Raw genomic sequence first — 22142 nt, 5'->3', positions numbered from 1 at the left:
CGGGGCCCCGCCCGCGTGGGGGACCGCCGGTCCCGGCCCCCGCCCGGGCCTCGGCCCCGGGGGTCGCCGGTGGCCGAGGCGGTCGAACGGGGGGCGGTCCTCATCCGAGGACGCCGGTGAGCCAGAGGATCCAGGCCAGCCCGCCGAGGGCGAACAGGCCGTTCACGGCGGTGCGCCGCCACGACGCCGGCAGGAGGGCCGACAGTCCCAGCACGGTGAGCAGCTCGACCGCGACCGTGAGCGTGCCGAGCAGCTCGGGACCGTGGCGGGTCGCGACCGGCTCACCGGCCATGGCCACCGGGCCGTCGACCTGCGACATGCCCGAGAAGTAGTCCACCCCGGTGATGGGGTCGAACTGCAGCATCCGCTCGGTCTTGTCCGTGTGCGCGTGCCCGGTCGCGGCGTGGTCGGCGACCGCGAAGGAGTCGAGCAGCGAGGTGGCGTGCGCGACCAGGTAGAGGCCGAGCAGGCCGACCGTGCCGATCAGCGCGAGGGCGACGAGCCGCCGGTCCGGCGACTGCCCGGCCCAGCTGGTCATCAGCAGCCAGAGGGCCAGACCGACCTGGGCGAGGGCGGTGAGGAGGAAGAACCCGACCGCCAGCTCACCCGCGCCGAGGTGGTCGGCGGCGGCGACCACGTGGAGGGCGCCGGCCACGCCGGCACCGGCCGCCGCGGCCCACAGCCACCAGGCCCCCCGGCGGCCGGCGCGCCCGGTGGGGGGCGCCTCGGCGGCCGGGGCGACGGTGGTGCTCACTGCCCGCCGCCCTCGGTCGTCGTGGTGGCGGTGGCCGGGGTGGTGGACCCGGTCGCAGTGGACTCGGTCGAGGTGGACTCGGTCGAGGTGGCCTGGGTCGAGGTGGACTCGGTCGAGCTCCCCGAGGACGAGTCGTCGACCGGCGCGGCCGGGGCCGCCGGCGGCTGCGCCGGGACCAGGTCGGGCGCCGGCAGTGCCTTGGGCGGGCAGGAGTTGATCGCGTCGCAGTCGATGTCGTGGTGCCCCACCTGGTACTGGAGCATCATGTCGTGGTCCTCGTGCGACAGGTTGTGGCAGTGGATCATGTACCGCCCGTCCTCGTGCTCGAACTTCATGAGCAGTCGCACGGTCTCGCCCTCGGCGATGTAGACCACGTCCTTGGGGCCGCGCTCCTCGGGCATCGGCGGCAGGCCGTCCCGGGTGAGGACTTTGAAGTCGACCAGGTGGATGTGCAGCGGGTGGAACCAGCCGCCCCCGTTGTTCGTGATCTCCCAGATCTCGATGTCGTCACGAGCAGGGTTGGCGAACAGGCGGGTGTAGTTCGACCGCACGACGTCGTCCCACGTCTGGTCGTTGATCTTCCACATGCTGTTGCTGCGGTGCAGCTCCATCTGGCGGACGGTCTTGCGGTCGGCGGCCTTCAGCATCATGGCCGGGTGCGGCGCGCCCAGCTGGCCGGGGGCCTTGTTGTTCGCGGTGCTGCTCACCTTGGTGCCGACCTCGAACTGCATGATCTTGTTGGTGTTGTCGTAGTCCGTCGCGTTGTCCACGCCGTCGTTGAGCAGCTGGACCTTCTGGCCCTTGAGGTCCTTGAAGTCGAGGATGAACTCGATGCGCTCGGCCATGCCGATCCGGAACGTGGTGACGTCCTGGGCGAACTGCATGAAGCCGCCGTCGGTGGCGATCAGCTTCATGGGCATGCCGTTGCTCATCCGGAGCTGGTAGCCGCGGGCGAGGGAGCCGTTCAGCATCCGGAACCGGTACTTGCGCGGCTCGACCTTCATGTTCGGCCACGGCACGCCGTTGACCAGGATGATGTCGCCGTAGAGGCCGTCCTCACCGGAGTCGTCGAACACCAGCTGGCCGTCGGCGCTGAGGATGACGTCGCTGAGGATCAGCGGCGCCTCGTACTGCCCGGGGGCGACCGGCGGCAGGCTCGGGTCGTACTGCGGGATCTCGAGCGCCTGCTCCAGCTCGCGGTCGACCAGGTGGTACTGGGCGGCCAGGCCCATGTAGACGTTCTGCGCGGTGTGGTGCACGCCGTGGTCGTGGTACCAGAGCGTCCGGGGGGCGCAGCTGTTCGGGTACTCGTAGTTCTTCCACTCGCCCGGGTTGCTCAGGTCGCCGGCGTAGCCGTCGAACTGCGGCTTGGACGGGGACCCGTGCAGGTGCAGGGAGGTCCACGGCACGTAGCCCAGGGTCGGGTGCTTGACCGGCAGGTCGTTGATGACCTGCATGACCGTGCGGCGCGGGGCCTTGTTGCCGTTGGCGTCCCTGCCGATGTAGGACCGGATGGTCGGGCCCGGGATGGACTTGTTGTAGCTCCACATCTTGGTCCACATGCCGGGGGCGATCTGCGCCTGGACGTTGGTCTCGGTGATCCGGTAGTAGTCCGTCCCGATGTAGGCGCTGCCCTTGATCGGCTCGCCGGGGCGGTGCGCGTTGCCGGGGACCGGCACGTAGTCGTCCGGGACCTTGCCGTAGCTGTCGCCGGGGACGTCGTCCCGGGCGACCGGCTCGAGCACCGGCGGCGCCTTGAAGGCGGCAACGAAGGGCTTCGGCATCTTGCTCGACGCGAGGGTCGACGCCGTCGCCGCCTTCAGGATGGCCTGGAAGGGGAGCGCTGCGGCGGCAGTGCCGGCGAGAGAGACCTTGAGAACGTCTCGTCGGTTCAGGCTGGGCGTGTCCATCGGGGAAGCTCCTTCTACTGCCGCCTCGTGCGGTAGTGGAACTCTCTCGATCCAGCCCCTCCTGTCACAGCCGTCGCAGGGGGATCCTCCCCACCCGCAAATGGGGGGTCTGTGCAGGTCAGCGCGCTGTTTGTGTCACTGACCGTGACCCAGCGGTACCACTGCGGTCAGCAGCGCTCCGCCACCACGGCGCTCGTCGAGCGTCACCGTCCCGCCCAGGTCGACGACCCGGTCGCGCAGCAGCGACATGCCGAGGTGACCCTCGGAGCGTCGGTCGGTGCCGGACTCCGGGAAGCCGACGCCGTCGTCGGCGACCTCCAGCCGCACCGCCCGCGCCCCGCCCAGCTCGGTCTCCTCGAGCGTGATCCAGGCGTGGGTGGCCTGGGCGTGCTTGGCCACGTTCGCCAGGGCCTCCTTGGCGGTGCGGTAGATCACCGCCGCCGCGTCGGGCGTCATGTCCGGCAGCGGGCCGGCGTCCATGAGGATCTCGATGCCCTCGGCGCGCAGCGGCTCGGCCATGTCGGCGATGGCCACGCCGAGGCCGGGCCCGCTGAGGTCCGGCGGGTAGATGTCGACCATGAGGCGCCGCAGCGACTGCACGGCGTGCCGGACGGCGGTCACCAGCCGGTCCACCGTGGCCTGGCGTTCGGGGGGCAGGCTGCCGCGGATGGCCGAGAGGGCGTAGCTGACCCCGGCCAGGTCCTGCACGGGCCCGTCGTGCACGTCGGCGGCGATGGCGCGGCGCTCGCGGTCGGAGGCCTCCATGGACCGCTGCATGAGCGCGGTCCGCTCGGCCTCCTGCCGGCTCACCCGGCGGGCGAGCGACGTCGCGATCGGGATCTGCACGACCTGGAGCAGCACCAGGGCGCCGATGGCCATCGGGATGATCTGGCTGCGGAGCCGGGCCGCCTGCCGGTCGATGGTCTCGTAGGAGAAGTAGGCCTCGAACGCCAGTTGCTCGTTGGCCGCGGTCATCGGCGTGTAGACCTCGAGCTGCGCCACGCCGGTCGCCGAGGTCTCCGGGTTCTCGTCGACCTCGGCGACGGTCTCCCCTGCGACGGCCCGGAGCATCTCCTCCGAGGGAGGGATCCGGTCGTTGATCAGCGCCGGGTCGCTGGCGTAGATGATCTCGCCGGTGGGGCGCCAGACCACGATCTTGGTGACCGATCCGTCGCTCATCCGGTAGCCGACGACCCGATCGAGCTGCTCGATCCGCCCGGGGAGCCCCAGCAGGTGCTCCTCGAGGATCGGCGCGACCAGCAGCGCTCCCAGGCGTTCCGCGGCGCGCTCGGCCTCGGCCAGCGCGTTGGCCCGCGCGATCCGCTCGCTGATCCAGATCGTCCCTGCCGACACGACGAGCAGCACCAGGAGTGCGGTCAGGCAGAACGCCAGGAGTTCGCGACGGGGGCCGCCGTCCCGGGCGGGGCGGCGGCCCTTGGGAGTCCGGGGCTGGTCGGTGGAGACGCGGCCGGCGGCCTCAGTGCTCATCAACGGAGCTGAGGAGCCCCAGCTGCTGCGCCTTCACGACCGCCTCGAGCTGAGAACGGACGCCGAGCTTGGCGTGCAGCGACTTTACGTAGCCGCGGCAGGTCTCGAGGGTGATGCCGAGGACCCGGGCGATCGCCTTGACCTGCATGCCCCGGCCGAGGCAGTCCAGGACCTCCTGCTCGCGGCGGGTCAGCTGGGGCGCCGCGCCGCGGGCGGGTGAGGCGGCCGGCGCGCACGTCGCGCCGCCGGAGAACGTGGAGGGGGCGACGAGCATCTGGCCCGGCTGCACCCGGGACAGGACGTCGATCATCTCGGCCAGCGAGCCGTCCTTGGGGATGAACGCCGAGGCGCCGGCCTGCGCGGCGCGGACCACCCAGTCGGGGTCGCGGTGCGCGGTCACCACGGCGACGACGGCCCGCGGGGCGACCTCGCGGACGCGCCGGGTGGCGGCCAGCCCGTCCTGGCGCGGCATCTCGATGTCCATGACGACGATGTCGGGCTGGAGCTCCTGGGCCATGGCGATCGCCTGGCCGGCCGAGTGCGCCGTCCCCACGGCGTCCATGCCGGCCGAGGCGAGGGCGCCCGACAGCAGCTCGGCGAAGGTGCGGTGGTCGTCGACCACCAGCACCCGAGTCATGTCGGTTTGCCGGTCGAGCTGTGCGAGCGCCATGGGAACCCCCCCGTCGGTCAGTGTGTGCTCCGCCCGACGCTGCGGGGGGAACGCGCACATATGACCTGAGCGGAGGGCCCCCTCACCAGGGGCCATGACCCCATTCGGGCCGAAGGTCCCTGGGGTCACCCAGCTCATACGAGCGCGTCGCGACTCACAGTAGGCGAAACGCTTCGGTTCCGAGCCGTTTCACCAGGGGCCGTTCACCCGATGGGGGCACCCGCCGTGGCCGCGGCCTCGCTCCACGCGGTGCCTCCGGCGGCCACCGTGCGCACGTGTCCGGGCAGCGCACCCGGGTCGTCGTCCTTGAGCAGGTACCCGGCGACGCCGATCTCCTGGGCCTCCCTGACCAGTGCGGGGGTCAGCGAACCGGTCAGGACGACGACCTTCGCGTCGGGCTGGGCCGACAGCAGCTGACGCGCCGCCTCCAGGCCGGTCACCCGGGGCATGGCGACGTCCAGCAGCACGACGTCGGGGTGCGTCCGCCGGGCCGCGTCCAGCACCTGGGCACCGTCCTCGCACGCGGCGACGACCTCGACGTCACCGCTGGACCCGAGCAGTTCGACCAGTGAGTCCCGGACGAACGCGTGGTCGTCGGCCAGCAGCACCCGGATCACGCGTCACCTCCTCCGTCGGTACCTGCACCCCACCGGTGGGCGGAGCGCACCGTACCCACGGTCCGCCCGGTTGATGCGAGCGACCTTGGTCGGCAGGGACGAGTCTCGCAACCGCGGGCTGCCGGAGCGACAGCCGAACGGCGGGGGTGCCCGACCCCCAAAGGGGGGGATGCGGCCGCAGTCGCCGGATGACCGACGGTGAGGACGCGCAGGTCAGACGCGGGTCACTCGACCGCGTCGTCCGCCGGCGTGCGCAGGTCCGTGGGGTCCAGCCGGCCCGCCGCCAGGTCCGCCGCGAGGTCCTCCACGGTCCGGTCCGCCGACCACGCCGCGGCGCGCAGGAGGTCCAGGGCAGCGGGGACGTCGACGTCCAGCGCCATGCTGGTGCGCCCGGCCGCCTCCCACACCCGTGCCCGGTGCTCCGCGGCCGGGCCGTGCAGCCACGCCGGGCCGCCCTGCGGCGACCACTGGGACCACACCGCGGCGTCACCGAGCGCCGAGGTGACCAGGTCGCCCACCGCCACGGCCTCGAAGACGTCGAGGTCGGTCACGGCGTCCTCGTCGACGAAGAACAGGTCGAGGGCGCCCGGGCCGGCCAGGGTCTCCCCGAGCGGGAAGGCGACCACGGCGCAGAAGGGCGTCCGCTCGACCAGCAGGCCGGCGAAGCTCGGCCAGCGGCGGCGCAGGTCGGCGAGCGCGGCGAACACCGGCTCCCGGTTCTCCTGCGCGGTCTCGCACGGGCCGGTGCCGGCGGTGAACTGCAGCCGCTCCGCGTTGGCGGCGTCGTGGGAGCTCCCTCCGAGCGGGATCCGACGTCCCGCCGGGTCACGCACGCTGAGGCCGGCCCCGTCGACCTCGAGCATCCGGGCGCAGGCCCGGGCCAGCCGCACGGGGAGCAGCTCCGGGGTGGCCAGCTCCGAATCGCTCTCCAGGTGGAGCGCGGCGGTGAAGCGCGCGGCGATCGACACGTCTCATCGTGCCGCACGATCCTGTTCCGCACAGGATGATCTCGCGTGGCCGGTTCAGGCCCCGTCGTCCTCCGGCGCCCGGAGGGGGAGGACGGCGGGTCCGAAGGGGCCGGGGACCACCTCGGCCCGGGCGCCGTAGTGCCGGTGCAGGGCCTCGGCGGTCAGCACGTCGGTCGGCCGTCCCTCGGCGACCACGCGGCCCTCCGACAGCAGCGCCAGGCGGTCGGCGTACTGCCCGGCGAGGCTGAGGTCGTGCAGCGTGCTCAGCACGGTGAGCCCGTCCTGCCGGCGCAGCCGGTCGACCAGGTCGAGCACCTGCTGGGCGTGGCCGAGGTCGAGGGCCGCCGTCGGCTCGTCGAGCAGCAGCACGCGGGGCTGCTGGGCCAGCGCCCGGGCGAGCACCGCCCGCTGCTGCTCGCCGCCGGACAGCGTCGACACCAGCCGGTCGGCCAGCCCGGCCAGCTCGAGGCGGTCCATCACGTCCGCGACCACCTGCCGGTCCACCCGGCGGGGCGCCGACAGCAGGGCCCGGTGCGGCGTGCGGCCCAGGGTCACGTAGTCCCCGGTGGTCACCCCCTCCGGGACGACGGGCCGTTGCGGGGCGTAGGCCAGCTGCCGCGCGCGCTCCCGCCGGGGCATCCCGCTCGTGGGGACGCCGTCGACGCGGACGAGGCCCTCGTGCGGGTGGAAGCAGAGCACCGACCGCAGCAGCGTGGACTTGCCCGAGCCGTTGGGCCCGATGACCGCCGTCCACCCGCCGGGCTCGACCGCGAGCCGCACGTCGGACAGCACGCGGGTGCGCCCGTAGCCGGCCGACAGCCCGACGACCTCGACCCGCGCTCCGCCCGGGGCGGTCACCGGTGCCGCGCCCCGACCCACAGCAGCCCGGCGAAGAACGGGGCGCCGACGAACGCGGTCACGACCCCGATCGGCAGCTCCGCGGGCGCCAGGACCACCCGGGCGACGAGGTCGGCCAGCACCAGGAACGCCCCACCGGCAAGCAGGGCGGCCGGCAGCACGCGGGCGTGGGAGCCGCCGACCAGCCGCCGGGCGATGTGCGGGACCACCAGCCCGACGAAGCCGATGAGCCCGCTCACGGCCACGGCGGAGGCGGCCGCGAGGGAGGCGGCGACGACGACCAGCAGCCGCAGCCGCCCGGGGTGGACGCCGAGGGAGCGGGCCTCGTCGTCGCCGACCGCCAGCACGTCGAGGGCCCGTCCGCAGAGCAGCAGCACCAGGCAGGCCACGCCCAGGTAGGGCAGCACGAGCACGACGTCGGACCACTGCGCCCGGCCCAGCTGGCCGAGCAGCCAGCCGTAGACCTCGCGCAGGTCGTCGGTGTTCTGCTGCTGCACCAGCGTCTGCGCCGCGGCCAGGAACGAGGCCACGGCGACCCCGGCCAGCAGCAGGGTGGCGCTGTGCGATCCGCCGGCGGCGGTGCCGAGGGCCAGCGCCGCCCCGACGCCGAGCAGCGCACCGGCGAAGGCGGCGAGCGGGACGACGCCGAAGGGGCCCAGCGACGCCCCGGGCGAGTAGGCGATCACCAGGGTGGCGCCGAGCCCGGCCCCGGCGGCCGCGCCGAGCAGGTACGGATCGGCCAGCGCGTTGCGGAACACGCCCTGGTAGGCGGCGCCGGAGACGGCCAGCCCGGCGCCGACGAGGGCGGCCAGCACCACCCGCGGCAGCCGCAGCTGCAGCAGCACCGCCTCTCCGGTGCCCTCGAGCCCGCCGGGGACGTCGATCCCCAGCGGTCCGAGGGCGCGGTCGGCGAGGGTGGCGACGACGGCTCCGGGCGGCAGCGGCAGGGCGCCGACCCAGACGCCGGCCAGCATGGCCAGCACCAGGGCGGCGCCCGAGCCCCACAGCACCCGTCCGGCGCGGTGCCGGCGGCGGGGAGGCGCGGGTGCGGCCGCGCTGTCGGTGCCGCCTCGGGTGGCCGTCATCGTCGTCCGCCGGTCAGCCCTTCAGGACCCCGGCGACGGCCTCGGCGAAGTCCGCGACCCGCGGCCCCCACCGAGAGGCGATCGCGTCGTCGGCCTCGAGCACCCGGCCCTGCTGGACGGCGGGCACGGTGTCGAACGCCGGCCGCTGGGCGAGCGTGGCGGCGTCCTGCGCGCAGCACACCGTGTCGGCCAGGACGACGAGGTCCGGCGCCTGGCCCACCACGTACTCGGCGGACAGCTGCGGGTACCCGCCGGCGGTGTCGGCCGCGCCGTCGGCGATGTTCTCCAGCCCGAAGAGCGTGTAGACGCCGCCGATGAACGTCTCGCTGGTCGCGGAGTAGAAGCTCGGGTCCAGCTCGTGGTAGACGCGCATGCCCTGGGTCTCGGCCGGCACCGAGGCCACGGCGGCGTCGATCCGGTCCTGCACGCCGGCCACCACGTCGGCGGCCTCGTCGGCGTGGCCGGTGGCCTCGCCGATGGTCTCCACCTGGGCGTAGCTCTCCTCGAGGCTGGTGGCGGCGTTCAGCAGCAGGGTGGGCACCTGGAGGGCGTCGAGGGCGTCGACGATCCCGTTGAGGTCGTCGCTGAGCACGACCAGGTCGGGGGAGTAGGCGGCGATGGCCTCGGCGCTGGGCGTGAAGGACGACAGGTCGGTGATCGGCGCCTCGGCCGGGAAGTCCGAGGTGCTGTCGACGGCCTCGACCTGGTCGCCGGCGCCCACGGCGAAGAGCATCTCGGTGGCGGTGGCCGACATCGACACGATCGACTCCGGCCGCTCCTCCAGGGTGAGCTCGCCGTCGTCGCCGGTCACCGTGACGGGGAAGTCGGCGCCGGCCGGGCTGGGGGAGGACCCGGCGGCGTCGCCGCCGGAGCCGTCGTCGGCGCAGGCCGACAGGACGAGGAGGAGCGGGAGCAGCAGCGCGGCGACGGGCCGGCGCGAGATCGTGCGGGGCAACGGAGGCCTCTCAGGAGGCGGCGACGCCGCCCACGGGGCGCCCCACGCCCGATGCGCGACCCCTGCCGCGAGGGTCGAGACACGGCGCACGGCAGGCGATCTGGCTCGGGTCGACGGGCGACCACCACAGTTGCGGGACAGCGCCGGGTTCTCACCGGACTTCGCTGGTCGTGTGCCACCGGCCGGAGCCGGCCAGGGAAAGGTACCAGCGGCGCGGGTCAGGCCCGTTCCGGTGCCCGGCCCTCCAGGACGGCGGAGTAGACGCCGACCGTCTGCTGCGCGATCGCCGGCCAGCCGAACTCCGACAGCACCCGCTCGCGCCCGGCGGCGCCCATCGCGGCCGCGCGGCCCGGGTCGGCGAGCAGCTCGGCCACGCGCGCGGCCAGCCCCGCCTCGAACGCGGCCGGGTCCTCGGGCGTGTAGGGGACCAGCAGCCCCGTCCGGCCGTCGGCGACGACCTCCGGGATGCCGCCGACCGCGCTGGCGACGACGGCGGTGCCGCAGGCGGCGGCCTCGAGGTTCACGATGCCCAGCGGCTCGTAGACCGACGGGACGACGAACACGGTGGCGCCGGTGATGAGGGGGACCAGCTGCTCGCGCGGCAGCATCGCCTCGATCCACACCACGCCGGTCCGCCGCCGCTGCAGCGCCGCCACCGCGTCGGCGACCTGCTGCCGCTCGGCGGGGGTGTCCGCGGCTCCCGCGCACAGCACCAGCCCGGCGTCGGCGGGCAGCTGCTCGGCGGCGGCCAGCAGGTGGGCGACGCCCTTCTGCCGGGTGATCCGCCCGACGAACAGCGCGTAGGGGCGGCCGGGGTCCACGCCCAGGCTCCGCACCACGTCGGGGTCGTCGACCGGGCGGTAGGCCTCGGCGTCCACGCCGTTGCCGACGACGTGCACCCGCGCCGGGTCCAGCTCGGGGTAGGCGTCGAGCACGTCGGCGCGCATGCCGTGGCTGACCGCGATCACCCCGTCGGCCGCGAGGTACGCGGTGCGCTCCACCCAGGACGACAGCCGGTAGCCGCCGCCGAGCTGGTCGGCCTTCCAGGGCCGGCGCGGCTCCAGCGAGTGCGCGGTCACCACGTGCGGCGTCCCGTGCACCAGGCCGGCGAGCAGGCCCGCGGCGTTGGCGTACCAGGTGTGGCTGTGCACCAGGTCGACGCCGGCCAGCGCGCCGGCGATCTCGACGTCCACCCCCAGCGCCTGCAGCGCGCCGTTGGCCTCCCGCAGCCCGGCCGGGACCTCGTGGCCGGTCGCGTCCGCCCGCGGGCCGCCGAAGCAGTGGACCGCGAGCTCGGGGCCGGCCGGCAGCGCGCGGAGCGCGGCGGCGAGGTGCTCGACGTGGACCCCCGCGCCGCCGTAGACGTCCGGGGGCCACTCGCGGGTCACCATCCCGATGCGCACGCGGCTCACCCTAGGGGGCGGGGCCGCGCACCGCGGTGCGGCGGACGGCCCGACCAGCGGCTACGTTCCGAGCATGCGTGGCGGTCCTCGGGTTCTCGGCATCGTCCTGGCCGGCGGTGAGGGCAAGCGATTGGCTCCTCTGACCGCGGACCGGGCCAAACCGGCGGTGCCCTTCGGCGGCAACTACCGCCTGATCGACTTCGTGCTGTCCAACCTCGTCAACGCCGAGGTGCGGCAGATCGCCGTCCTCACCCAGTACAAGAGCCACAGCCTGGACCGGCACATCACCACGACGTGGCGGCTGTCGCAGATGCTGGGCAACTACATCACCCCCGTGCCCGCGCAGCAGCGGCTCGGGCCGCGCTGGTACACCGGCAGCGCCGACGCGATCTTCCAGAGCCTGAACCTCATCTACGACGCCCGGCCCGACATCGTCATGGTGTTCGGCGCCGACCACGTCTACCGCATGGACCCGGCGCAGATGATCGACCAGCACGTGCAGACCGGCGCGGGGGTGACCATCGCCGGCCTGCGGGTGCCGCGGGCCGAGGCCACCGAGTTCGGCGTCATCGACGCCGCCGCCGACGGGAAGGTGCGCGGCTTCCTGGAGAAGCCCGCCGACCCGCCGGGGCTGCCGGACTCGCCCGAGGAGAGCTTCGCCTCCATGGGCAACTACGTGTTCACCACCGACGCCCTGCTCGAGGCGCTGCGCGCCGACGCCGAGGACGAGGACTCGGCGCACGACATGGGCGGCTCGATCATGCCGATGCTGGCCGACGCCGGGGATGCGTGGGTCTACGACTTCTCCACCAACATCGTCCCGGGCGCCAGCGAGCGCGACCACGGCTACTGGCGGGACGTCGGGACGATCGACTCCTACTTCGACGCCCACATGGACCTCGTGTCGGTGACGCCGATCTTCAACCTCTACAACGACCGCTGGCCGATCCTCACCTCCCCGCCGCAGCTGCCGCCGGCGAAGTTCGTCCTCGGCGGGCGCGCGGAGGAGTCGATGGTCAGCGCGGGCGCGATCATCGGCGGCGGCTCGGTGCACAACTCGGTGATCGCGCCGGGCGTGCGGGTCGAGCGGGGCGCGCGGGTGGAGGACAGCGTCCTCATGGACGGCGTCTACGTCGGGGAGGGCGCCTACGTGCGCCGGGCCATCCTCGACAAGAACGTCGTCGTCCCCGCCTGGGCGCGCATCGGTGTCGACCTCATCGGGGACGCCGAGCGCTACCACGTCAGCGCCGGCGGGGTCACCGTCCTCGGCAAGGGCGCCCGGGCCGTCGTCTGAAAGAGGACCCCGTCCTCCCCACCCCTCGCGAGCTCAGGGCGGGGACCCGGGACGGGGCCGGAAGGTTGAGCGGAACGTGGCCGACCCTCTGATCGTCACGTTGCTGCTGGAGCCGGGGGCCCAGGAGCGGTTCGACCGGTTGCGGGCCGAGCACTTCCCGCGGGAGCGCAACCACCTGACCGCGCACGTCACGCTGTTCCACGCGCTGCCCGGTGAGCACGAGGACGCCGTCACCGCCGACCTGGCCGCCGCAGCCGGCCGGCCGCCGTTCGACGTGGCCGTCACCGGCCTCCGGCTGCTCGGCCGCGGGGTCGCCTACACCCTCGAGTCCGCCGAGCTCGCGGCGTTGCGGAGCGGGCTGGCGGCCGTCTGGGGACCCTGGCTCACCCGGCAGGACCAGCAGCGGCACGCCCCGCACGTCACCGTGCAGAACAAGGTCGAGCCCGCGGTCGCCCGGGCCCTGCGCGACCGGCTCGCCGCGGAGTTCGTCCCCGGCACGGTGGGCGCCACGGGGCTGGGGCTGTGGCGCTACCTCGGCGGGCCCTGGGAGCCCGTGGCCGGGTTCCCGTTCGGCTAGCGGCGGCGGGTCGCGACGAGCAGCCCGGCGCCGATGGGCAGGACGGCGGACGTGAGGTCCTCGTGCTCCCGGACGGCGCGGGCCAGCTCCCGCCAGGTGACGGTCTGCTCGTCGCGGGCGGACCGGTCGGCGATCCGGTCGCCCTCCAGCAGGCCGTGGCAGACCAGCGTGCCGCCGACCCGCACCAGGTCCAGCAGCGCACCGAGCTGCGCCGCGTAGTCGGTGGGGGCGCCGGCGCAGACCACCAGGTCGTAGGCGCCCGGCGACAGCCGCGGGAGGACCTCGCCCGGGGTCCCGAAGATCATCCGCGTCCGGCCGGCGGGGAAGCCGGCCTCGGTGAACGCCCGCCGCGCGGCGCGCAGCTGCTCGGGGTCGCCGTCCAGCGCGGTGAGGACGCCGTCGGAGCGCATGCCCTCCAGCAGCCAGAGCCCGACCACCCCGCCGCCGCTGCCGATGGAGACCACCGCGCGGGCGTTCCCGCCGGCGGCCAGGACGGCGAGCGTCGCGCCCACCGCGGGCTCGACCGGCGCCGGGCCGGCCAGCCGCGAGGCGCGCGAGCGCGCGGCCACGAGGGCGGGGGTCTCGGTGGCGAAGCGGTCGGCGTACGCGGCCCCGCTCCGGTCCGGCCGCGACCCCTCGGCGCTCACTGCTCGACTCCGGGCTCGTTCCGCTCCTCGCTCGCCGGCGCTCGCTGCGATGCTCGCTCGCCCGTCGTCCTCGCGGCGCTCATCACCGGGCGAGGGTAGTGGTCCCACCGAGCCCGGCCCGCCGCGACCGGCGGAACTGTGAGTGTCCTGTGAACGGGAACACCGCCCTGCGGGCGGCCCGTTGATCACGACGTGCGCCCCGAGCGAGCCGTCCGTCCCCGACCCGCCGATCCCGGAGGGCCGTCGACCGCCTCCGTCTGCGATCCTGGAGGCGTGTCCGAGCCCTCCGTCCCCGCCCTGGCCGACGCCGGCGCCGACGTCTGGGTGGCTCCGACGTGGGAGCAGGTCGTGCGCGACCACTCCGCGCGCGTCTACCGGCTGGCCTACCGCCTCTCGGGCAACCCGCAGGACGCCGAGGACCTGACCCAGGAGACCTTCGTCCGGGTCTTCCGCTCGCTGGCCGACTTCTCGCCGGGCACCTTCGAGGGCTGGCTGCACCGCATCACGACCAATCTCTTCCTCGACATGGTCCGCCGCCGCCAGCGGATCCGCTTCGACGCGCTGCCCGAGGACACCGAGCGACTGCCCGGCACCGCACCCAGCCCCGAGCAGGTCTACTCCGACACCCACCTCGACCCGCAGGTGCAGGCGGCCCTCGACGCGCTCTCCCCGGAGTTCCGCGTCGCCGTCGTCCTCTGCGACATCGAGGGCCTGACGTACGAGGAGATCGCGGCGACGCTGGGCATCAAGCTCGGCACGGTGCGCAGCCGGATCCACCGCGGCCGGGTCCAGCTGCGTGAGGCGCTGGCCCACCTCGCCCCCCGCCGGCCGGGAGCGGCCGGAGCCGGTGCCGTCGAGGGGGTCGCCGTCGAGGGAGGCGCGGGGTGAACATCCCCGAGAGCCACCTCGCGCAGGAGGCGATCGCCGCCCTGGTCGACGGCGAGCTCGCCGGGGGGCCCGCGGCCCGCGCGGCCCGGCACCTGGCCGGCTGCGCCCAGTGCCGCATGGCCGTGCAGGCCCAGCGGGAGGCCAAGGAGGCGCTGCACACCTGCTCGGAGGTCGCGGTGCCCGGCGACCTGCTGTCCCGGCTGCGGGCCATCCCCTTCACCACCGACGTCCCCGGCACCGGTCCGGGGCTGGGCTCGCTGAGCGCCGGGCCCGGCTCCCTGACCGTCAGCGGCTCCTCCGGCTCCTGGTCCGTGCCGCTCGCCCCGCCCGCGGCGGCCCCCGACCGGCCGCACCACGCCCGCTGGCTGCGCCGCGGCGTCGGGGGCGCGCTGGCCGGCCTCGGGCTCGGGGTCGCCGTCCTCGCCCTCAACCTGCCGGCCGCGGGCGCCGATCGCGACCGCCCCGTGCCGGCCTCGGTCGCCGACTCCCCGTCCGGGGTGCGCAGCGAGATCGTGCCGCCGGTGGTCCGGGCGATGACCGTGGGCTCGGGGAGGACCGGGGCACCCGGCACGCCGGGCGGAACGCCCTGAACGACCGCACCGACACCCCGTCCGGGGAGGACCCGCTGCCCGAGAACCCGCAGACCCCGGACGAGTCGCGCCCCGCGACCGACGCCCCGGTCCCCGACGAGGTGTTCGCGCGCCCCCGGGACGGCGTCGGCGGTTTCGACCCGCCCCCGGCCTCGCTGCGCCCGGCCGTCGCGCCCACCCCGCCCCCGAGCCCGGCCCAGCAGGCCGCCTTCGGCCGGCCCGCGGCGATCTCCGGCAGCTTCGCCGGCGACCGCCCCAGCCCGCCGCCGCGCCCGCTGCCGCCCCCACCCCCGGAGGCGGTGCTGCGGGCCTTCGCGCCGTCCGGCTCCGGCCAGCGCGGACTGCAGGAACCCCCCGGCGGGCGGCCCGGACGACGGCGCACCGCGACCGGGCCGTGGTGGAAGCCCGACGCCCGCACCGACCCCTGGCGTGACCCGCACGCGCCGGCCGGCCTCACCGGTCCGGCGGTGTTCGAGGAGCCCCAGGAGCAGGAGGGCCCGCTCGTCGTCGACGCCCGGGGGCGCCGGCGGCTGCGGCTGCGCGACCTCTCGGTCCGGCTGTGGGTCGTCGCGCTGCTGGCCGTCCTGCTGGTCGGCGCCGCGGGCGGCGCGGCCGGCTACCTGCTGACCCGGACCGCGGACGAGGAGCCGCTCCTGGCCGCGGGCACCCAGCTCAACACGACCGACGAGGGCATCGCCCGGGAGCCCGGCTCCGTCTCCGACATCGCCGCTCGCGTCACCCCGACCGTCGTCTCGGTCGAGGTGCGGCTGGGGGAGGCGGGGGCGACCGGGTCCGGGGTCGTCATCGACGGCGAGAACGGCTACATCGTCACGAACAACCACGTGATCTCCGGCGCCGACGGGGTGGAGGGGGCCGAGATCCGCGCGGTCTTCTCCGACGGCAGCGGCTCGGCGGCCCGCATCGTCGGCCGCGACCCGGCCAGCGACGTCGCCGTCCTCAAGGTGGAGAAGCCCGGCCTGCTCACCGCCGCCCTCGGTAGCTCCGGATCGGTCGTCGTCGGCGACCCGGTCGTGGCGGTCGGCTCCCCGCTCGGCCTGGCGAGCACGGTGACCAGCGGGATCGTCAGCGCCCTGGACCGGCCGGTGCGGCTGTCCGGGGAGGGCAGCGACACCAACGCCGTGATCAGCGCGGTGCAGACCGACGCCCCGATCAACCCCGGCAACTCCGGCGGTGCCCTGGTCAACGCCTCCGGCGAGCTGATCGGCATCAACACCGCCATCGCCTCGCTGGGCGGCGGCAGCGTGGGGCTCGGGTTCGCCATCCCGATCGACACCGCCCGCGACATCGCCCAGCAGCTGATCACCACCGGGCGGGCGGTCCACGCCGCGCTCGGGGTGAACGCCCGCTCGGTCACCGACGGCACGCGGGACGGCGCCCTGGTCGTCAACGTCGAGCCGGGCAGCGCCGCGGCCGAGGCCGGCATCCGGGAGCAGGACGTCGTGATCGCGGTCGACGACGAACCGGTGGGCAGCTCCGAGGAGCTGGTGGTCGCGATCGACGCGCACGAGCCCGGCGAGACGGTGACCATCGAGTTGATCCGCAACGGGTCCTCGACCAGGGTGGACGCGGTCCTCGACGAGGCCTGAGACACCCCCCGGACTGGGCACTGACCCCGGACTCCGGGCGACCTAGTCTGGAGTCCTGCGGCCGGGGGGCCCGGAGCAGGAGGGAGAGCCGCGTGTTCGACTCGATCGGCTGGGGCGAGATCATCGTCCTGGCGCTGGTGGCGCTCTTCGTCTTCGGCCCCGAGCGGCTGCCCGACCTCGCGAAGGACGCCGCCGCCGGCATCAAGAAGGCCCGCTCGGCCATCACCGGCGTCCGCGCCCAGGTGGACGAGTCCCTCGGTGACGACTTCGCCAAGCTGCGGGACCTCGACCTGCGGCAGTACCACCCCAAGACGTTCATCCGCAACCAGCTGCTCGCCGACGACGACGCCCCGCCGATCCGCCGGGCGAGCGCCTCCGGCTCCGCGGGGCTGACCAAGGCCGGAGCCGGCGCCGCGGTCGCCGCGCGGGACGCCGTGCGCACCCGCGACGCCAGCACGCCGCCGCCGTTCGACCCCGACGCCACCTAGGTCGCCGAACGGCGGAGGCCGGCCCCCGCGAGGGGGGACCGGCCTCGGCAGCGCTCGGGTCAGCGGCGGACCGGCGTGAGCCCCAGCGACATCCCGGACAGGCCCCGCTGGCGGGTGGCCAGGCCGTCGGCGATCGCGGCCAGCGCCTTCGCCGCCGACGAGCCCGGCTCGGCGAGCACGACCGGCGCACCGGCGTCGCCGGCCTCGCGGACCCGGGTGTCCAGCGGGATCTGACCGAGCAGGGGCACGCGGGCGCCGAGGGTGCGGGTCAGCGCGTCGGAGACCGCCTCGCCGCCGCCGGAGCCGAACACCTCCATGCGGGAGCCGTCGGGGAGGTCGAGCCACGACATGTTCTCGATGACGCCGACGACCTGCTGGTGGGTCTGGGTGGCGATGGCGCCGGCCCGCTCGGCCACCTCGGCGGCGGCCAGCTGCGGCGTGGTGACGACGAGGATCTCGGCGTTGGGCAGCAGCTGGGCGATGGAGATCGCGACGTCGCCGGTGCCCGGGGGCAGGTCCAGCAGCAGGACGTCGAGGTCGCCCCACCACACGTCGGCGAGGAACTGCTGCAGCGCCCGGTGCAGCATCGGCCCGCGCCAGACGACGGGGGTGTTGCCCGGGGTGAACATGCCGATCGAGATGACCTTCACGCCGTAGGCCTGCGGCGGCATGATCATGTTGTCGACCTGGGTGGGCTTGTCGTCGACCCCGAGCATCCGCGGCACCGAGTGGCCGTAGATGTCGGCGTCCACCACCCCCACCGACAGGCCGCGCTTGGCCAGCGCGGCGGCCAGGTTGACGGTGACCGAGGACTTGCCGACGCCCCCCTTGCCGGACGCGACGGCGTAGACGCGGGTCAGCGAGCCCGGCTGGGCGAAGGGGATGACCGGGTCGGCGGCGTCGGTGCCGCGGACGGTGCGGCGCAGCTCGGCACGCTGCTCGTCGTTCATGACGTCGAGGCCGACCTGGACCGCCCGGACGCCGGGGACGGCGGAGACGGCCTGGGTGACCCGGTTGGTGATCGTCTCGCGCATCGGGCAGCCGGAGACGGTGAGGTAGACCTCGACCCGGACGGTGCCGTCCTCGGCGATCTGGACGTCCTTGACCATGCCCAGCTCGGTGAGCGGGCGGTTGATCTCCGGGTCCTGGACGGTGGCCAGCGCGGCGTTGACGGCGTCGAGCGCCGGCGTACCGGTCAGCGGGGCGGACATCGTTGCGTCTGTCTCCTTCGGCGGGGGACCCGAACCGGGCCGCCGAGAGCGGCGGCGACCTGCGCACACGGGTCTCCTGCCACTGTACGGCGGCCGGCGGGTCCTGCCTCCGGCCCGCGGGGTGATCCGGTACGCACCAGCCGGCGATCACGGCGTCGGTGGCCGGTCCTAACCTCGGGCCGTGCCCGCCGACCGTTCCGCCACCCTGCGCGACGCGGTGGGCCTGGGGCTGGCCGTCGGCCTCTACGGCGCGGCCTTCGGGGCCGCGGCCGACGCCGCGGGGCTGGACCTGTGGCAGGCGATGACGATGTCGCTGCTGATGTTCACCGGCGCCTCCCAGTTCGCCCTGGTCGGCGTCCTCGGTGCCGGCGGCAGCGGACTGGCCGCTGTCGGCAGCGCGCTGCTGCTCGGCACCCGCAACACCGTCTACGGCGTCCGGCTGGTCCCGCTGCTGCGGCCGCGCGGCGTGCTGCGCCGGGTCGGGGCCGCGCACTGGGTCATCGACGAGACGACCGCGCTGGCGATCGCCGCGCCCGACCGGGCGCTGGCCCGGCTGGCCTTCCTCACCGGCGGCGGCACGATCTTCCTGGTCTGGAACGCCACCACGATCGTGGGCTCGCTCGGCGCGGCCGCGCTGTCCGGCGCCGCCCTGGCCGCGCTCGACGCCGTCGTCCCGGCCGCGTTCCTGGCCCTGCTGTGGCCGCGGCTGCAGCGGTCGTTCCCCGAGGCGGCGGTGCAGCGGCGGGTGGCGGTGGGGGGAGCGGTCGTGGCGCTGGCACTGACCCCGTTCGTGCCCGCCGGCCTGCAGGTGATCGCGGCGGTCGTCGCGGTGGTACTGGCCGGGCGGCCGCGGCCGCGGGTGGCCTCGGAGGGTGCGGCGTGAGCGGCACCGCGCTGTGGGCGACGGTCGTGGCGGCGTCCCTGGGCTGCTACCTGCTCAAGCTCGCCGGGCTCTCGGTGCCCGCCGCGTGGGTGGAGCACCCGTGGGTCACCCGCGTCGTCGACTTCGTGCCGGCGGCCCTGCTGGCCGCGCTGGTCGCCGTCCAGGCCGCGACGTCCGACGGCGCGCTCGTCGTCGACGGGCGGCTGGCCGGGCTGGCGGTGGCGGCGCTGGCGCTGGCGCTGCGGGCCCCGTTCATCGTCGTCCTCCTGGCGGCCGGGGCCACCGGCGCGCTGGTGCACGTCCTCGCCGGCTGACCGGGGGCCTCAGAACAGCCGCCGGTCGCGCTGCTCGAGGTCGAGGAGGAACCGCTTGCGGTGCAGGCCGCCACCGAAGCCGACGAGGCTCCCGTCGGCCCCGATCACGCGGTGGCAGGGCAGCACGACCGGCAGCGGGTTGCGCCCGCAGGCCGTGCCCACCGCCTGGGCGAGCGCCGGGTCGCCGAGCCGGCGGGCGAGGGAGCCGTAGGAGCGGGTCTCGCCGTAGGGGATCTCCGCCATCAGCCGCCAGACGGCCAGCTGGAGGTCGTTCCCCGCGGGCCGCAGCCGGAGGTCGAACGCCGTGCGCTCGCCGGCGAAGTACTCCCCGAGCTGGCGGACGACGTCGGGGCAGCCCGCGTCGTCCCGGGCGCCGAACACGTCGTCGGGGCGGCTCCCCGGGGAGTCCATGGACAGCGTGACCAGGACGCCGTCCTCGGTCACCGCCGTCAGCGGGCCGATCGGCGACCCGATGACGGTGTGCGTGCGGGTCACGGGTCGATCGTGCCGCAGGGGGACGACGGAACCGGGCGGCTGCGGCGGGTCGCTCCCGCTGCCCGGAGCGCCTGGCCGACGATGCGGCGGTGACCGCGACCAGCACCTCACCGGCCGTCGTCACCCGCCGGCTGGCGGCGGCCGCGCTGGCCGGGGTGCTCGCCGGGATCGCGGCCAAGGCGGCCGACGAGTCGGGCCAGGTCTGGGCCGCCGACCTCGGCAGCTACCCGGCGGCGTGGGTGCTGGCGGTCGCGCTGGTCGGCCGCGCGGCGCCCACGGGCCGCGCCGCGGCCGTCCGTGCGGCGGTCTTCTTCGCCGCGATGAGCGTGGCCTACTACGCGTGGGCGGCGCTGGTCCTCGGCTTCGGCTGGAACCGGCTGCTGGTGGCCTGGCTGGTGCTCTCGGCCACCGCCGTTCCCCCGGTCGCGGCGGCGGTGCACCGGGCGACCCGGCGGCCGGGGTGGCCGGCGGGCGCGCTCCTGGCCGGCGCCGCGGGCATCGTGCTGGCCGGGGGAGCGGTCCTCGGCGACGCCGCGGCGCACCCCGTCCAGGCGGCGGCCGACGTGCTGGTCGCCGCCGTCGTCGTCGGCGCCCTGCCCCCCTCGCGCCGCACCCGGCTGGCGGCGGTGGTCCTGCTCGCGCCGGCGACCGGGCTGGCGGCGCTGGGCCTGCGCCTGCTGGCCGCCGTCCTCAGCTGAGCGCCTCGCGCTTCTTCTTCGCCTTCTTCTCCCGCTTGTCGGCGTCCTCCGCGGCGTCCTCCCACAGCCGGTTGAGCTCGCTCCGGATGAAGTCGCGGGTGGCCAGCTCACCGACCGCCACGCGCAGCGAAGCCAGCTCGCGGGCCAGGTACTCGGTGTCGGCGCGGGTGGACGCCGCCCGCGCCCGGTCCTCCTCGGCCTGCACGCGGTCCCGGTCGGCCTGCCGGTTCTGCGCCAGCAGGATCAGCGGCGCGGCGTAGGCGGCCTGCGTGGAGAACGCCAGGTTGAGCAGGATGAACGGATAGGGGTCCCACTGCAGCCGGACGGCGAAGACGTTGAGCGCGATCCAGACGATGACGATCACCGTCTGGACCGCCAGGAACCGGCCGGTGCCCAGGAAGCGGGCGATGCCCTCGGCGAACCGGCCGATCGCGTCGGGGTCCAGCCGCAGGAAGCTGCCGAAGCCGCGCGCGCCCCGCGGGACGTCGAGGCGGCGGCCCTCAGCCACGACGGGCCCGCTCACGCCAGTTCTCGGGCAGCAGGTGGTCCAGGACGTCGTCCACGCTGACCGCGCCCACGAGCCGGCCCTGCGGGTCGACCACCGGCGCGGCCACCAGGTTGTAGGTGGCGAAGTAGCGGGTCACCTCGGCCAGCGGCGCCTCCGGGTGCAGCGGTTCCAGGTCGTCGAGCACGCCGCTGACCAGCGTGGACGGCGGCTCGCGCAGCAGCCGCTGGATGTGCGCCAGGCCCAGGTAGCGGCCGGTGGGCGTGGCCGAGGGCGGCCGGCACACGTACACCTGGCTGGCCAGCGCCGGCGTGAGCTCCGGTTCGCGCACCCGGGCCAGCGCCTCGGCGATCGTCGCGTCAGGGGTGAGGATGACCGGTTCGCTGGTCATGATCCCGCCGGCGGTGTCCTCGGAGTACTTGAGCAGCTGGCGCACCGGCTCGGCCTCGTCGGGCTCCATCAGCTCGAGCAGCCGGTTGCGGTCGACGTTGGACAGCTCGGCCAGCAGGTCGGCGGCGTCGTCGGGGTCCATGACCTCGAGGACGTCGGCCGCCCGCTTCTCGTCCAGCGTGCCGAGGATCGTGATCTGCTCGGCTTCCGGCAGCTCCCCGAGGACGTCGGCCAGCCGCTCGTCGTCCAGCGCCTCGGCCACCTCGTGCCGGCGCTTGATCGGCAGGTCCTGCAGCGCGTGGGCGACGTCGGCGGCGTTGAGCTCGCGGTACGTGGCGATCAGCGTCTCGGCGCCCTGGCCGGTCTGCGGCAGCGCCAGCCCGGTCACCTCGTCCCAGGCCAGCGTGTGCAGTTGCCCGCGGCGACCCAGCCGGCCGGGCTCCTGGACGGCGAGCCGGGACAGCACCCAGTCGCCGGTGCGGGTCTGCTCCATGCCGGCGTCCACCACGTGGGCGGGCCGGTCGCTCTCGGCGATCCGCACCGAGCGGTCCAGCAGCTCGCCGAGGACCAGCGTCTCCCCGGCGCGCTGCTCGAAGCGCTTGAGGTTCAGCGTGCCCGACGCGAGGACGACCGCGCCGGTGTCGACCGCAGTCACCCGGCCCATGGGGACGAAGATCCGCCGCCGGGCGACCACCTCGACGACCAGGCCCAGGACCCGCGGCGCGGCGGTGCCCACCCGCAGGGCCACGACGACGTCGCGGACCTTGCCGACGCGGTCACCGTTGGGGTCGAAGACGGTCAGCCCGGCGAGCCGGGAGACGTACGCCCTGGTCACCGTGGTCACGGG

Annotated in this window: 24 protein-coding genes and 1 riboswitch; of the genes, 9 read left to right on the top strand and 15 right to left on the bottom strand. The window is 75.1% G+C overall.

Annotation, left to right across the window (positions count from 1 at the left end):
• Positions 1–100 precede the first annotated feature (100 nt).
• The 10 genes from PGN05_RS22380 to glgA all read right to left on the bottom strand — a co-directional run bounded on the left by PGN05_RS22380 (position 101) and on the right by glgA (position 10708).
• Complete coding sequence (locus PGN05_RS22380; protein ID WP_419754786.1) at positions 101–754, bottom strand: hypothetical protein; 654 nt, start codon at positions 752–754, stop codon at positions 101–103.
• Positions 751–2664, bottom strand: a complete 1914-nt coding sequence (locus PGN05_RS22375) for a multicopper oxidase domain-containing protein (protein WP_419754785.1) — start codon at positions 2662–2664, stop codon at positions 751–753. The genes PGN05_RS22380 and PGN05_RS22375 overlap by 4 nt, the downstream gene beginning before the upstream one ends.
• A 135-nt stretch (positions 2665–2799) precedes the next feature.
• Complete coding sequence (locus PGN05_RS22370) at positions 2800–4152, bottom strand: sensor histidine kinase (RefSeq protein WP_419754784.1); 1353 nt, start codon at positions 4150–4152, stop codon at positions 2800–2802.
• Positions 4142–4822, bottom strand: coding sequence for a response regulator transcription factor (locus PGN05_RS22365; RefSeq protein ID WP_419754783.1), 681 nt, complete (start codon positions 4820–4822; stop codon positions 4142–4144). The genes PGN05_RS22370 and PGN05_RS22365 overlap by 11 nt, the downstream gene beginning before the upstream one ends.
• 203 nt (positions 4823–5025) lie before the next feature.
• The gene (locus tag PGN05_RS22360) at positions 5026–5439 is read right to left on the bottom strand and encodes a response regulator (protein ID WP_419754782.1); all 414 of its coding nucleotides are present in this window, start codon (positions 5437–5439) and stop codon (positions 5026–5028) included.
• 224 nt (positions 5440–5663) lie between these two features.
• Entirely contained in the window at positions 5664–6407 is a 744-nt protein-coding gene (locus tag PGN05_RS22355) for a GAF domain-containing protein (RefSeq protein WP_419754781.1), read from the bottom strand.
• A gap of 54 nt (positions 6408–6461) precedes the next feature.
• On the bottom strand, positions 6462–7265 hold the full coding sequence (locus PGN05_RS22350; protein WP_419754780.1) for an ABC transporter ATP-binding protein: 804 nt from the start codon (positions 7263–7265) through the stop codon (positions 6462–6464).
• Entirely contained in the window at positions 7262–8350 is a 1089-nt protein-coding gene (locus tag PGN05_RS22345; protein ID WP_419754779.1) for a FecCD family ABC transporter permease, read from the bottom strand. The genes PGN05_RS22350 and PGN05_RS22345 overlap by 4 nt, the downstream gene beginning before the upstream one ends.
• A gap of 13 nt (positions 8351–8363) precedes the next feature.
• Positions 8364–9305, bottom strand: coding sequence for an ABC transporter substrate-binding protein (locus PGN05_RS22340; RefSeq protein WP_419754778.1), 942 nt, complete (start codon positions 9303–9305; stop codon positions 8364–8366).
• Positions 9306–9377: 72 nt separating this feature from the next.
• Positions 9378–9507: riboswitch (cobalamin riboswitch) on the bottom strand.
• Between the two features lie 16 nt (positions 9508–9523).
• Positions 9524–10708: a glycogen synthase gene (glgA, locus tag PGN05_RS22335; protein WP_419754777.1), complete on the bottom strand. Its 1185-nt coding sequence runs from the start codon at positions 10706–10708 to the stop codon at positions 9524–9526.
• A 73-nt stretch (positions 10709–10781) separates the two neighbouring features.
• On the opposite strand from glgA, the gene glgC reads away from it, so the two are divergent.
• Together glgC and PGN05_RS22325 are read left to right on the top strand one after the other, a co-directional pair.
• Positions 10782–12002: a glucose-1-phosphate adenylyltransferase gene (glgC, locus tag PGN05_RS22330; RefSeq protein WP_419754776.1), complete on the top strand. Its 1221-nt coding sequence runs from the start codon at positions 10782–10784 to the stop codon at positions 12000–12002.
• A gap of 76 nt (positions 12003–12078) precedes the next feature.
• Complete coding sequence (locus PGN05_RS22325; RefSeq protein WP_419754775.1) at positions 12079–12579, top strand: 2'-5' RNA ligase family protein; 501 nt, start codon at positions 12079–12081, stop codon at positions 12577–12579.
• Here PGN05_RS22325 and PGN05_RS22320 read toward each other — a convergent pair.
• The gene (locus PGN05_RS22320; protein ID WP_419754774.1) at positions 12576–13226 is read right to left on the bottom strand and encodes an O-methyltransferase; all 651 of its coding nucleotides are present in this window, start codon (positions 13224–13226) and stop codon (positions 12576–12578) included. The genes PGN05_RS22325 and PGN05_RS22320 overlap by 4 nt on opposite strands.
• 273 nt (positions 13227–13499) lie before the next feature.
• Here PGN05_RS22320 and sigE point away from each other — a divergent pair, with 273 nt between their 5' ends.
• The 4 genes from sigE to PGN05_RS22300 all read left to right on the top strand — a co-directional run bounded on the left by sigE (position 13500) and on the right by PGN05_RS22300 (position 16799).
• A complete protein-coding gene (gene sigE, locus PGN05_RS22315) occupies positions 13500–14114 on the top strand; it encodes an RNA polymerase sigma factor SigE (protein ID WP_419754773.1) in 615 nt (204 codons plus the stop codon).
• Entirely contained in the window at positions 14111–14704 is a 594-nt protein-coding gene (locus PGN05_RS22310; protein ID WP_419754772.1) for an anti-sigma factor family protein, read from the top strand. Before sigE ends, PGN05_RS22310 begins: the two co-directional genes overlap by 4 nt.
• Before the next feature lie 101 nt (positions 14705–14805).
• On the top strand, positions 14806–16311 hold the full coding sequence (locus tag PGN05_RS22305; protein WP_419754771.1) for a S1C family serine protease: 1506 nt from the start codon (positions 14806–14808) through the stop codon (positions 16309–16311).
• Positions 16312–16403: 92 nt separating this feature from the next.
• A complete protein-coding gene (locus tag PGN05_RS22300) occupies positions 16404–16799 on the top strand; it encodes a twin-arginine translocase TatA/TatE family subunit (protein WP_419754770.1) in 396 nt (131 codons plus the stop codon).
• Between the two features lie 59 nt (positions 16800–16858).
• On the opposite strand, the gene PGN05_RS22295 is transcribed toward PGN05_RS22300, so the two are convergent.
• Positions 16859–18010, bottom strand: a complete 1152-nt coding sequence (locus tag PGN05_RS22295) for an Mrp/NBP35 family ATP-binding protein (RefSeq protein ID WP_419754769.1) — start codon at positions 18008–18010, stop codon at positions 16859–16861.
• A gap of 181 nt (positions 18011–18191) precedes the next feature.
• Between PGN05_RS22295 and PGN05_RS22290 the strand changes: the two genes are divergently transcribed.
• The gene (locus PGN05_RS22290) at positions 18192–18893 is read left to right on the top strand and encodes an AzlC family ABC transporter permease (RefSeq protein WP_419754768.1); all 702 of its coding nucleotides are present in this window, start codon (positions 18192–18194) and stop codon (positions 18891–18893) included.
• Positions 18890–19207 carry an AzlD domain-containing protein gene (locus PGN05_RS22285; RefSeq protein WP_419754767.1) on the top strand — a complete coding sequence of 106 codons (318 nt, stop codon included), beginning with the start codon at positions 18890–18892 and terminating at the stop codon, positions 19205–19207. Before PGN05_RS22290 ends, PGN05_RS22285 begins: the two co-directional genes overlap by 4 nt.
• A gap of 9 nt (positions 19208–19216) precedes the next feature.
• Here PGN05_RS22285 and PGN05_RS22280 read toward each other — a convergent pair whose 3' ends face one another.
• Positions 19217–19702, bottom strand: coding sequence for a methylated-DNA--[protein]-cysteine S-methyltransferase (locus PGN05_RS22280; protein ID WP_419754766.1), 486 nt, complete (start codon positions 19700–19702; stop codon positions 19217–19219).
• A gap of 89 nt (positions 19703–19791) precedes the next feature.
• Between PGN05_RS22280 and PGN05_RS22275 the strand changes: the two genes are divergently transcribed.
• Positions 19792–20400 carry a hypothetical protein gene (locus PGN05_RS22275; protein ID WP_419754765.1) on the top strand — a complete coding sequence of 203 codons (609 nt, stop codon included), beginning with the start codon at positions 19792–19794 and terminating at the stop codon, positions 20398–20400.
• On the opposite strand, the gene PGN05_RS22270 is transcribed toward PGN05_RS22275, so the two are convergent.
• Positions 20393–20923 (bottom strand): DUF1003 domain-containing protein, encoded by a 531-nt coding sequence (locus PGN05_RS22270; protein WP_419754764.1) that lies wholly within the window; start codon positions 20921–20923, stop codon positions 20393–20395. The two genes, PGN05_RS22275 and PGN05_RS22270, sit on opposite strands and share 8 nt — an antisense overlap.
• On the bottom strand, positions 20901–22139 hold the full coding sequence (locus PGN05_RS22265) for a magnesium transporter MgtE N-terminal domain-containing protein (protein WP_419754763.1): 1239 nt from the start codon (positions 22137–22139) through the stop codon (positions 20901–20903). Before PGN05_RS22265 ends, PGN05_RS22270 begins: the two co-directional genes overlap by 23 nt.
• Positions 22140–22142 lie beyond the last annotated feature (3 nt).

This window comes from Geodermatophilus sp. CPCC 206100 (genome assembly GCF_048569675.1).
In the GTDB taxonomy this organism is placed as follows: Bacteria; Actinomycetota; Actinomycetes; order Mycobacteriales; family Geodermatophilaceae; genus Geodermatophilus.
The sequence above is the reverse complement of the archived record's forward strand: the minus strand, read 5'-3'. Positions and strand labels throughout refer to the sequence as shown.